Source organism: Psychrobacter sp. 1U1 (assembly GCF_051847535.1).
Lineage (GTDB): Bacteria > Pseudomonadota > Gammaproteobacteria > Pseudomonadales > Moraxellaceae > Psychrobacter > Psychrobacter saeujeotis.
In genome coordinates, this window is record NZ_JBPYDD010000002.1 from 90112 (window position 1) to 103355 (window position 13244).

The 13244-nt window shown below is 40.1% G+C and carries 5 protein-coding genes and 1 tRNA gene; 5 read left to right on the forward strand and 1 reads right to left on the reverse strand.

All coding sequences use genetic code 11. The features are described 5' to 3' along the window. The first annotated feature begins 25 nt into the window (after nucleotides 1-25). Both ACS8FB_RS02720 and ACS8FB_RS02725 read left to right on the forward strand, forming a co-directional pair. Complete coding sequence (locus tag ACS8FB_RS02720) at nucleotides 26-814, forward strand: IclR family transcriptional regulator domain-containing protein (protein WP_439260889.1); 789 nt, start codon at nucleotides 26-28, stop codon at nucleotides 812-814. A 390-nt stretch (nucleotides 815-1204) separates the two neighbouring features. Then, complete coding sequence (locus ACS8FB_RS02725) at nucleotides 1205-1981, forward strand: DUF5020 domain-containing protein (protein WP_299219921.1); 777 nt, start codon at nucleotides 1205-1207, stop codon at nucleotides 1979-1981. 110 nt (nucleotides 1982-2091) lie between these two features. Here the strand turns inward: ACS8FB_RS02725 and ACS8FB_RS02730 are convergent, their stop codons facing one another. Next, nucleotides 2092-3762, reverse strand: coding sequence for an alpha-keto acid decarboxylase family protein (locus ACS8FB_RS02730; protein ID WP_439260890.1), 1671 nt, complete (start codon nucleotides 3760-3762; stop codon nucleotides 2092-2094). Between the two features lie 269 nt (nucleotides 3763-4031). On the opposite strand from ACS8FB_RS02730, the gene ACS8FB_RS02735 reads away from it, so the two are divergent. The 3 genes from ACS8FB_RS02735 to ACS8FB_RS02745 all read left to right on the forward strand — a co-directional run bounded on the left by ACS8FB_RS02735 (nucleotide 4032) and on the right by ACS8FB_RS02745 (nucleotide 12970). Continuing rightward, nucleotides 4032-4106, forward strand: a tRNA-Gly gene (locus tag ACS8FB_RS02735). 581 nt (nucleotides 4107-4687) lie between these two features. After that, complete coding sequence (locus ACS8FB_RS02740; RefSeq protein ID WP_439260891.1) at nucleotides 4688-7144, forward strand: hypothetical protein; 2457 nt, start codon at nucleotides 4688-4690, stop codon at nucleotides 7142-7144. Nucleotides 7145-7147: 3 nt separating this feature from the next. After that, a complete protein-coding gene (locus tag ACS8FB_RS02745) occupies nucleotides 7148-12970 on the forward strand; it encodes an RHS repeat-associated core domain-containing protein (RefSeq protein ID WP_439260892.1) in 5823 nt (1940 codons plus the stop codon). The last annotated feature ends 274 nt before the right edge of the window (nucleotides 12971-13244 follow it).

The window sequence follows — 13244 nt, forward strand, 5'->3', positions numbered from 1 at the left end:
CTAATTTTGGTAATCATTGAATAGCATGAATAAAGAACAAGATAAGAAAATACCTGTTGATAGTCCAGATTTTGTTGCATCGCTTGCGGCAGGAATGAGTGTATTACTCACTTTTGATGAAAACCATTCTAGCATGACGTTAAGCGAAGTAGCTGAGCGTGCCAAGATAGATCGAGCAAAGGCTAGGCGTTATCTATTAACCTTGCACGCTCTGGGTTATGTCCATAAAAGCAAGCGTCAATTTCGTCTAACGCCTAAAACGCTAAGCCTTGGTGTCAGTTACTTGAGTAGTGTCCACCATCACGATATTATCCAGTTCTATTTAGAACGCGTCACTGAACAAACTGGGGAGTCGTGTTCGTTTGCCGTATTGGATGGCAATGAAGTGGTATATATCGCCCGCTCTGCGACTGAACATCGCCTAATGTCTATTACCCTAGCGATTGGCACAAGACTACCTGCAGCTTATACCTCTATGGGTCGCGCGATACTTGCCAACCTTCCTGATGAACCGCTTAAAAATTATGTTAATAACGTTGAGCTATGTGCTCATACGCCCTACAGCATTACCGATCGTAATCAGCTTAATCAAGTGTTGAAAGACGCTAAAGATCAACAATATGTCGTGGTCAATCAAGAGCTAGATACAGGTTTATTATCGCTGGCACTGCCAGTCTATAAAGCAAATAACGAGCTTATTGGCGCTATTAATATTAGCACCAATGCCTTACGCATCTCTCATGACGTTTTGATCGAACAGTTTTTACCAATACTACGTGATTGCGCGGCAAAAATCCAAACCTACTATATTTAACTCATAAGTTTAAATATAGTAGGTTGCTATAGTTGGCCAAAACTGTTAAAAGACATTAAATATTATTGACAATCAATGACTTACATAGTAAATCGTATGTCTACGTCTGCTCAATTAAAGTATGAGCGGTCATGACGTTTATACTCCGTAAAGCATCAAAAACTCACAGGTGACTGTGAGCTTTTTTATATTCTACTTTTTAATTCATTAGTGCTACTAATTGTAATCTCTTTGTAGTAATATAAATCTTGACTAAATGGTCAACTCTATCAAATTGTCTTTCCTTCGCAGTAATAGTGCGTTTTGACAGGATGTTAAAACTGACGTTTGTATGATCCTATAACTGTGCTTTTGAGGGAAATTAACGACTGTAATTAAAGGAGTAATACTGTGCGTTTTAATTCAACTACCTCTGCTATCAAGCCACTTACTATTGCCGCCGCCGCTATTATCGCTATGGGCGCAATGTCTACGAGTGCCAACGCCAAACGCTTTTTTTCTGATACCAGCATCTCTGTGCTTTATGGTGACAATTATAAAACCGGGCCTGCAGGTGTAAAACAGGAAATAACCACCGTCACCCTTGAGCATGCCTCAGCCTTTGATTGGGGCGGTCTGTTCTTTTTCGTTGATCGCTTGCAAGGCAATGAAGATGTCAGCGGCAGTCGTTCAAAAGATATTTATGGCGAAGTTGCGCCTAAGTTTAAAATATCCGACTACAGCAATAGCTTTATCAAACAGGTGAACTTGGCTGGTCAATATGAGTTTGGAACCAGTGAAAGTGGGTTTGAGCAAGATAACTTTTTGGTGGGTATTGGCGCTGATTTAAACATACCAATCGATGGTATGAAGTATGCTTCAGCATCAATCTATCATGCTTTCAACGATGATACGTTCAGTGATGCCGATGATCAGCAAATTACCTTAACCTATGGTTGGGAGAAGAACAACTTCGTCGTTGATGGCTATATCGATTACTCTTTTAATAACGATGACAAAGCTGATCAGTTACATATTAATCCACAAATTAAGTACAACCTACAAGATGCATTGGGTATCGACAACCGTATTGAAGTGGGTATGGAATACAGCTACTGGAAAAACAAATTCGGTTTTGATGGCGTAGATCAAAGCGTCCCCAGTGCACTAGTTAAGTTCCATTTCTAAACCTTATAAGCAACTGTTACAACGCTTAATATAAAATTAAAAAGCCCCGCTTAAACTTTTGAGCGGGGCTTTTTAATGCTTATGCTATAAATAACTATATATGCAACTACTTAATCTGCCTTTGGCTTCAGCGCTGCACTAATATCTGCCAACAAAGGCGGAATATCGTGCTTGTCCGTCATCACCTCTAAAAACACCATTTTATCTGTCGTTGCTGCGGCTGTCTTTAGAGCAGCTTTCAATTGGCTCATTGTCTCTGCTTTCAATACAAGACTGTTTTGTTCATCTGCACCAAAAGCTTGCGGCATCAGGTGCCAGTTACACTTAGGAATATCATTATAATGCTGGTTTTCACCATGAATGGCACGCTCAACGGTATAGCCGTCGTTATTGATAAGCATGATGACAGGGTTGATACGCTCTTGAATCATCGTTGCTATTTCTTGTATGGTCAATAATGCTGAGCCATCGCCAATGAGTAATACACTACGTTTATCAGGCGATGCGATAGCTGCCCCTAAGCTTGCCGGTAAGGTATAACCAATCGAGCCCCACATTGGCTGACCATAACAAGTCACGCCTTCTGGTAGACGTACATCACTGATACCAAAGTAAGCAGTTCCTTGGTCGGCAAACACTAGATTGTTATGATCCAAATGGTCTGCAATAACATGCCATAGGTCGTCTTGACGAATGGCTTCTTCATCAGTGCCATGTTGCTCATGCGGCCTAATTTCTCTACAAAAGGGTTTTGGTACGATATTGATTCCTGATGTCATGACTTCATGTAATGCGTGTAGCGCATCTTCTAACGCAATAGGAGCAAAGTTCTGTCCACTAATGGTCGCGCGTTCATAATGCAAATCTACGACTGTTTTTTTGTCAATATTTTGGCTAAATCCTGCAGTCGTCGTATCGGTATACTGTACCCCAATTTTAATGAGGCATTCGCAGTTTTCTACTGCATCTTTCACTACTGGACGTGATGCTACGCCTGCATATGTGCCAGCCCAGCGATCGCTTTGCTCATCCAATAGAGTCTTACCCCAAGATAGCGTCGTATAAGGAATCTCGGTATCCGCAATCAAAGCTTTGAGCTGGTCTTGTAGTCCTAAACGATGCACCATCAAGTCCGCCATCAAAGTGGTGGTCTTGTTCGGCAAAAACGCCTTCAATGCTTTTTTGAAATCAGCCAAGGCAGCTTCACTGGTTATTTTCTCTGCACTATCGACAAGCTTAGTAGATGGTGGGTAAATAGGCTGACGTGCCACATCTGGTGATAGTAGCAAGTAGCCTGGACGGTGTTTTTTGAGGGTCACACGAATGACTCTATCAATCTCTGAAGCTGCGTTTTCGGCGGTAAGGTGTGCACGTGCTACTGTTACTGGTTCTACCATCTTGATAAAGTGGTTAAATACCCCATCACCAAGCGTATGGTGAATGCGTTGCTTAGAATCTTGCAAAGCCGTACTGGGCGCACCGACAACATGCAATACTGGCGCATACTCTGCAAAAGAGCCTGCGGTAGCGTTGATCGCTGATAGCTCGCCCACACCAAAGGTCGTCACCATAGCTGCAAACCCACGCTCACGTGCGTAACCATCAGCAGCGTAACCTGCATTTAACTCATTGGTATTACCTACCCAACGCAATTTATCAGAATCAATAACATTGTCTAAAAATGTTAGGTTAAAATCACCTGGTACGCCAAATATCTCAGTCGCACCTGCTTCAGCGATGCGATCGAACAAATAGTCAGCGATGGTATACTGTTGGCTCATAGCTCTTATCCTTAAGAATTATATTCATAAATACTAGTAATAATATAAACGGTTGAAAATAATTATAAAATCGTATCTCAAAATTATCTGTGCGACAAAAATCTTTTGGAATACCTATTATAAAAAACTGTTATATCATACATCAATGGTACGATGACATGCCTATTTTATTAAATTTTACTTTTTTTCATGGTGGTTGTTGACAGCCTAGAAAAACCGCGTATAATACGCCTTCATCATCTGATGATAGTTAATCAAACGATGAATTAGCGGGATTAGCTCAGTGGTAGAGCATAACCTTGCCAAGGTTGGGGTCGAGAGTTCGAATCTCTTATCCCGCTCCAAATATTAAGAAAGCCTCACTACTCTTTATACGAGCAGTGAGGCTTTTTTTTGTCTGTTTTTTGAGTATTACTGTGGTTTTTGTTTAGAAGAGTTATGACAAGTTGTTGAGTAACCATAGGTCGAATGCTTTCAAAAAGATGATGATAATGGTATGAAAGAACATTTTTCTAAATTATATATGTATGAAAAACGAAGCGAAGCTGTTACTAGAATTTATACTAATAATTGAAAAGGCTTTAGGATGTGAATAAGTTGAACACACTTAGAGAAGCTCTACAATTAAGGATCAAGAATTTTTTCAGGACGTAGCACGAATTCTCGTAGAACATACTGTTGTACAACAAGTACATTACGCTCTCAATTAAATTAGTTTTTAATCTTCGCTAATAACTCTAAGCGATGGATACAAAATAGACATTTCATTACATTCAATACTCTGCATATAATATAATTGATAATGAAAATTATTATCATTAAATATTGAGTACTCTCTAGTTTATACATCATTTAGGCTTCCGTACCACCCTATTTGATAAACGTAAAAAGTTTTGGTAGTTGCAAAACTTCAAAGGAGAAATGTATGTCAGGACAATATTTTAATTTACCTAAGAGTATTCCTTGGAGACAAATTGCAGTCAGTCCAGATATGATGGATGAAAAATTCTGCAACAAACGATTTCCATTTCCTTGGCGCTCTTCAATGGCGATATCAGTTTATGAACCTAAGCCTGAAGAGTTACCTGAAGAGCTATGTGGAGATCAAATCACTTATATTAAGGTTACTACTTCTATAACAGGCTATCAGCCAACCAAAGAAGAAATAGGTTTGTTAGACCTTATTGTCGGTCCAACTGGAGTTCAATTTCCTGATTTTCCGGAAGAAGGTTTTAGAGGTGTTATAGATCGAATAGCACAAGACTACTTCGCTTGTTATGGAGTTATGCTTAACGTTGCGGTCTTCCCGAGTTCTAACAAAGCTCTATTAGAGCGTAATAGAATAGATTTTTCTAAACTACGAGAACAAGGCGCACCAATCGATGCTCCCCTAGTGAAAGTGGGAACCAAGCTAGAAGACCCATACGAAGAAAGCGGGGTAAGCTTTACTTCTGGTCAACCATCTAATGACCTCGTTAATCTTATAAGTTTGGCTAACAACACAGATGCTGAACTTGACCTAAAAAAAGAGATGGTTATAGAAATTCCGGATACATCGGGAATAGCGGCTGTAGAAGCTAAAATCATTTATTTAGAAAGTACAGTTGTAAAGATGGAAGCATTTTCTACAAATGGCTTGGTTGGTACAAAATTATCAGAGTTGGAACCTAATCAAGTTCATAAACTGATCATCGAAGCAGAAGGTATTCAAAAAGTAATAATTGCTACATCTGGAGGTAAATCCTCACTTCTCGAATTCGCCTATTTTGTATTAGGAAAAGAAGAGGCGACTGATTTAGAGAACTTCCCTCATATAATCGATTTTGAACCTAAACGCAGAGATTTATATCAAGCCGCAACTGAAGCTGGTGAAGTTCTTACAGGATCAAGATCGGAATTATCTACAACTAAAGCGCTCACTCATACTGAGAGTACTGAAAACAGTGTTAGCTTTGAGGCTGGGTTAAAGGCCATTATACCCATTCCAGAATTTCCTATTGGTGTGAATGCCTCTGTTAAAACCCAACAAACGAATAAAGAAACGGATCAAGATCAGTGGAGCGTACAGACTGACGCCTCTCGTGAGAGACGCGAAACACAAGGAACCACTACACAGTTAAGCCAAATGTATAATCTTTTAACTGGTTACCATTCTGGTACAAATCGAGCTGTATTCCTTAGTTTAGCACGCCCTCATGTACTCCAGCCTACAGATTATAGAACCTTTGTTCAAGGTCTTAGAGCAATTGAAGGAATGCAAGATTACTTCTTGATAGTTTCTAGGCCAAAAGAAATAGAAGGGCTTTGCATCGAGACATCTCTAGAAACAGGAAACTATCCAGAAAATACTGTAATTAATGAGGCACCTGAAGAGTATGATGAAACACATTTAGACTTTAAAACCAAATTTTATAAAGCGAAAGGCGAAGTACTAAGTTCCATACCATTTAATGATAAGGCGGCTCAATGTGTCAACATTGAAGAACATTGGGATATGCCAGTAGGCTACGTCGTGGATCAACGGCTAGAAAGAAAAAGATTAGCGACTGAATCACCTGAGATAGGTTGGGATGATGGTCATCCTGGTGTGTCTTTCCTTGGTTCGAATGCCGGACTGGGAAGCCCAACATTAAACTATGGAGTGACTAACGGATCACTTATTGTTTCAGGAGTTCTTTGTGGTGGGCAGGCTATAGAAGCAATTGTTGATGCTTTATCAATTGATGGTACAACGTCTAAATTCCAAGGAACTTTCAGGGTTTTTCTTAGATCAGAGCTTCCAAAAACCAGTCACGCAGAGTCTCATGCAGATATAGGAAGCTTATTTATCACTAGTCGTAAACTTTGTACTTGTTTCAAATCAGGAAAATGTATAGAGATTATTCCACCACCTCGTACCCCTCCACCTGAACGGGAAGAAGACCTTGATATTATTGAATTCATAGTCGATGAGCCAAAAATTAGAATTAATAAAGCATTAATGACTAAAAGTGCAATTCGTCAAAACAGAGCACCACTTGCAAAAGAATTTCTCTCAAAAGTACAGTCCGCACTAACAAGAAGTCACAATAGTATAAGCCGTCATTCGTTAGATGACAAAGTAGGGTTTTTAGAAAGTGACTATTTTAAAAATCAGATTAAAGACATTTTGCCAAAGGAATATTTAGAAACTCCTATATCTAAGATTAAGGGACTACCGGAAAGATTAATAAAGACTTTAGGAGCTAGCCTAACAGTTGAACAGGCTTTATCCATCGACTTGGCGCGATTCTGTCGAAAAACAGGCCTAGGTGTAGAAGAAGCATCAAACGCGAGACGCTTACTTTTGGGTATATCTATACCCGATGATAAAAGCGGCAGGCTAAATAGTAAGGAGTACTAGATTGTGAATACCCCTAACTGTTCTGAGCTGTATGAGCTTAATATCCAACCTAATAATGAAAATGAAGACTATCAGACTCGCTATATCAATGCGATATTAGAGTGTTTTCCAGCCTTAGCAGAAGAGCTTGCTGCGGCTCAGCAAGAAGGAAAAGATCCTGTTGATGTCGCGAACTTCATTGCAGGTGAGATGAGTCAGTCGAGCAATCCTGTATTGGAAATTGAAATATTAGAAAAGCTGATTCCAATCACAGAAAAAAAACAGCCTGTTCGCGCAGACAAACATAAGGATAACTTGGCCGATGTCGGTGCTGATCCAGTCATGATGTATAAAGGTCAGTTCATTCACAATGTAGATGACATACGTATCAATGGCGCGGGTATTGATTTTGTTTTTAGCCGCCGCTATAGAAATCAGACCATATTCAATGGGCCGCTTGGTTATAACTGGACACACAGCTTTCACGTTTGGCTAAGGGAAGGCTCATCCTCTATTTTCCTATCTACAGGTGATTTTCGTGAAGAAACGTATATAAAACATCCCCGTTTCGGCGAGACAATAAGTAATGAATTTGATTACTGGATGCCACCGGATGGAAGCCATGGCATTTTCTTTGCAAAAAACGGCTCCTATGTACTTCGTCAGCCCAATGGTGATCGGCAGGTATTTGAAGTTGATCCAAAACACAGTTTTTTACACCGATTGGCAAAAGTAGAAGACCGTTTTAAAAATCATTTAACGCTCAGTTATGATCCCGCTACCGACCAATTAAAAGATATTGAAATAAACCATTCGGGAAGATATGTTCAATTTACTTACGACACGCAAAACCGTATTTGCTCTATCAGTGATTATACCAATCGACAATGGTATTATACTTACGACTCTATCGGCGACTTGATTGCAGTTACTTCACCTTCAACAGACCGTTACAAATGCGGCCTAACAGTTTGCTATGAATATAGCTCCACATTCCAAACTGGAGATTTGCAACATAACTTAACCCGAATAATTGATGCAACAGGACAAATATATCTTGAAACAGAATACGGTAGTTCTCCTGAGCTACAGAATTACAACCGTGTCACTCGGCAACGTCAAGGCGGCGGTCAATATCAATTTACGTATGAGATCATCGATCAAGCTTTTGATGTTGTTTATCCAGAAGAACAGCGACCAACCAATAAAACCACCCTGATTGAAAGAAACGGCCAATCTATATGTCACGTATATAATAAGTTTGGAAATTTATTGCAGCGAGAACAGTGTGTCATTGAGAATGGTCTACTACGAAAACTAGTCGAACAGTACCGTTATGATCGAGATGGCAATGTCGTTTCATCACTGAGTCCTGAAGGTGTTTTGACCCAATATCTATTCGGACGAGATTATTTTACTCGTCATCATCCGTTGACGGCAAATGGAGATATCCCGACAGACCCATTGACTTGGAGAGAGCGCCAAGCCTTCGGAAAAATCCTTACCATCACTCGACGTGGTGGCTATGCAAATTTTAATAGCTTTACTCTAACACAAGGTATATGGGGAAATTTCCCTGACATCCTTGATGGTCACTTCCCTACAACTATAGATCGAAGCCAAGATATCATTGTCAAAATGACTTATGAAGATGAATTTGGTCAGCTACTCACTATTTCTGACCCCCGATATACCGAAAGTGCTGACCCTGATGCAAACGAACTTCAATCGTATGACGATACGCTTACCCATTATAGGTATATGGGAAACACCAACACGGGAATCACCAAACTTCTTTCAAAAATCGAATACCCTCAGCCACACTTGCCCGATGATCAACCACAACCAATCGTTGTTGAACTATTTACCGATTACGATCCAAAAGGCCGATTGCTACGCTCAATAAATCCAGTTGGTGTAGTTACACAATGGAGCTTTTTTGAAGATCAAAACGAATTATCTTTTGGACATTTGCGGCAAATTGTTGTCGATGTCGGCGGTTTTGAGATTACGGTGCGTAATGAGATAGATGAGCTTGGTCGTATAACTGCTGTTCATGCACCAAAATCAGTAGCTGCAGCTGACGGACGATTTGTGACTCACACTTCATATAACGAGCTCGACCAAGTTATCGAAACAACATCTCCAGCTCCATTCAATTTCAAAGCCCAAAAGTTTTATGATCGAACCGGTAAGCTAGAAAGAATAGATACAGATTTAAGAGATGAGTTCGGGCAAGCAGAACTAGGTGGGTCAAGCGTCGCTACCTTTTGTTATGATGAAGAGTTTAACTTAGTTAAGACCACAACAGGAGGTATTGATTTAGACACACATCTAGTCACCAAGCATCTTTATGACAGTGCTGGTCAACGAATCCTGACCATTTCACCTAAGGGTAATCAAGTCCGTACTTGCTATAACGAACGATATTTACCAGCCTCTCAAACGACTGGAGTAGGATCGGAAGATGCAGCCACAACACGGATAGAATATGACGTTGATGGACGAGTGCATCGCTCATTTGATGCTCTTGGTAACCCAACGACATTCGAATTTGATGTATTTGGCCGTGCTATCGCCACAGTAGATGCTTTGGGTCACATCACACGAACTGACTACGACAAAGCCAGTAATGTTACCTGCATACGAGTCTTCGAAAAACGACTCAACGGTTACTTTTTATTATCTCGTAGTGAGACCGAATACGATGAGCTCAATCGTGCCATCTGTAATGGCGTAGATCGCTTTGAAGAACCATTAGGCCCATTTTTATTAAGTCAGCTTGATACCATAATGTTAGATTCACCCAATCCAGCTGGTTTAGTCGAAACTAAAACAGTATATGACGCTAATAGCAGAGTTGTAAAAACTGTTGATCCGCTTGGGCGTGAAGTGCATTTTGCATATGATAACCTCGATCGCCCTACTCTTGTTACCGACTCACTAGGCAATCAAACTCTCACTCAATATGATGAGCATAATAATGTCATTCGCACAGATCAGATTGGTAGTGTGCTTGCAGAAGACGACAAAGAAATTAGTAAACGATTTTTTGCAAGCAGTTCAACATTCGATGAACTTGATCGTGTGACAAGTCAAACTGACAGCTTGGGCAATGTTACTCTACTTTTTTATGACAGTCGAAGCAATATAGTACGCCAAGTCGACCCCTTGGAAAATGAACAAAGACTAACTTTTGATATATTTAACCGGCTCATTAAATCCACTAATTTTCTAACCGATACTGGTATAGGACCAGTCACACCAGCAGCAATACCAGTGATGACGAAACAAGAATATGATCTTAACAATAACTTGATATCAGTAATTGATGCACTAGGTCGTAAAACCAGATATGAGTATGATGCGCTCGATCGCCGTCGGGCCATCATTTACCCGAATGACAGTAAGATGCTGACTGACTACGATAAAAATAGTAATGTAATTCGTACGCAGGACAATAATGGCTTACAGCGCTTTTTTACACTTGATGCGTTAAACCGTACGATACGCATAGATGTAAATACAATTAATTTATCTACTAATCTCGTAGTTGCTGGAGCAACTTTTGAACGCTATGAGTATGATGGTCTTGATCGCCTAATAATGGCCGAGAATGATTTTGCTATTTGTTCTTTCCGATATAATTCACTGAGCTGGCAATTGCAAGAGACTATTACATATATTGTAAATGAAGCCCCGCTTAAAACTCCTTTCACCACCACTAGAAAGTTCAATGATGTCGGTGCTCTTACAGATTTGACTTACCCTAGTGGGCGCAGTCTACACATAGATCGGGATGACTTAAACAGAAGGACAAACACACAAAACATCGCAAATGGGATTAATTATCCTGGCGACTCAGCATCGATTGATAGTCGTCCAATCGCTCAAATGATTTACGCGGGTCTACAACCTGATCAATGTGTTTTTGCTAACGGTGCCAGCACAAGCTATCGACATGATGGTGGTGGGCGCTTGATTGAGATAGCTCACAGTGGACCGAATGCAACGCATTTAATAATCCAATACCTTTACGATGCCGCTAATAATGTACGTATACGAAATGATGTGCTGACAGCTGGCCTCCGTACGGAACGCTTTGCTTATGATTCAATTTACCGACTCGCGCATGAATTTAAGCCAGATACGGCTGAATCCTTTGACTTCTCTAATTTTGGAATATCAAATACGGAACTAGCAAACCCGCTACCCAATCGCCAATCCGCTATCACAATTTTGATAGGTGCGTTAGAGCTGCCTCAAGTACCGAAAACCTATGATTATGATCTAGTCGGTAATCGCGATATCGAAAGAACGTCTGATGGCAATATCATCAATTATAATCCCAATCAATTGGATCAATACACGTCTCGCGGTAACACAAGCTACACCTATGATGACAACGGCAACCTTAAGGATGACCAACAGCGTTTCTCTACTTACGATTCGCTCAACAGACTAGTGCAAGTATGTGCAGATAAAGAATGTATTAATGAAATTGCTGTCTTCTGGCACGATGCGCTTGGGCGGCGTATTCTTGAGCAACTCGGTGGTCATGTTACCCAGTTAGTTTCTGATGGAGATGACGTTATTACTGAGTATCGAGATGGCAACCTCTTTGCACAATATATTTATGATAATGGTATAGATAGCCCTCTACATATTGCAGCTGAAGGTGCTGAGCATTGGTATCATGCGGACTTAGCAGGGTCGATTCGTCTGCTAACTGATGCTAACGGTGATTCATTTGGAGGTTATCGCTATACGGCCTTTGGCGAGTTAATTGAATTACCGGTTAATGACATTTATAACCCTTGGCGTTACACGGCAAGGAGGTTTGACATTGAGCTTGAAACTTATGACTATCGGGCGCGGCAGTATAACCCTAAGGTTGGTCGATTTGTGCAGCGTGATCCAGAAGGAATGGTTGATGATACCAACCTGTATTTATATGTTAGTAGTAGTCCTCTAGACTTTTCTGACCCGCTTGGCACAGATAGAAAAGAAAAAGTTTTCAATGGCAATACTAGTCAGGGCGAAAGATCATTTTGGGGTAAAGTGATTAGCGGGCCAGACTGGTTTAACGATACTGTAGATGCTTTGGCAGGAGCTAGAGGAGGCATGAGTCCGAACGCGCGAGGACTTTATAATAGTTTAGGAGATGATCAACAAATTGTCAAAAATTGGATAAAAAATGGTTGGGGATGTACAGCATGCCATGTGTCAAAGGATTCATGGCATTTAGAAGGTGTTGTTAATCCAGAAAATGGCTTAATCTATGATCATGCTGTTGATCAAGAAGGATTCAGAAATTGGGCTCTAAGGAGCAACGCTGCAAGGTCTATAGTTGAGTTTGGAACAACAGTAGGTATGGCAAGAGCAAAATTTATGAATGCTCCTAGAGCACCTCGCGTACCAAATGACACTATGATAAAAGGGAAAAATCGAAGAGTTGATACATTTGACGCAGAAGTTGACTTAGCGATAGATAATTCAATAAGTTTTAATTTTTGGGTTTTACCTGCTAACAGTGGAAAAATGAGGCTTACTGGACAGGGATTAACAAACATAAAGCTAAAAATGAATCCTGAGAAGCCTATTTGGTTTCATGACAATTTACTATTTAGGAAAATACAAGATGCACCTCATACTAAAGTTGAAGTGAGAACTCACTCTCCAAATCCAAACCCTAGAATAAGAGGCACATATTCTTCAAATAATAACACAACTCAAATTAATACTAATCCGAATAGCGGACCAAAACTATATCGGCTACCTGACGGAAGTTGGAAGACTATCGATACTATGACAGATGCTGAAAAGGTAGCTGCCCATTACCACTAAATAGGACGTAAATATGAAACAGAAAATGAGTGATCGTAGCCTATTTCTAAACTGAGTAGAGCAAAAAATTCTTTATTGAAAGTCTAAAAAGGTATTTTACAGATCCCCCTTTTTTTTAGCATAAGTATTGGGGAAGAGTTTTTATCTTGATAGCTTCTGTTAGGCTTCTAGGCTGTGTAAAAACACCTATTTTTAATAATGAGATACGAAATTAGAACGACAAACCAATTATTTTAAAGGTAGATTTGGGAAATTCTGACTGATATTCTTTTCA

Excerpts from the sequence above, each read along its gene's own strand:
- ACS8FB_RS02720 (WP_439260889.1), top strand. The coding sequence starts at position 26 with ATGAATAAAGAACAAGATAAGAAAATACCTGTTGATAGTCCAGATTTT.
- ACS8FB_RS02740 (WP_439260891.1), top strand. The coding sequence starts at position 4,688 with ATGTCAGGACAATATTTTAATTTACCTAAGAGTATTCCTTGGAGACAA.
- ACS8FB_RS02730 (WP_439260890.1), bottom strand. The coding sequence starts at position 3,762 with ATGAGCCAACAGTATACCATCGCTGACTATTTGTTCGATCGCATCGCT.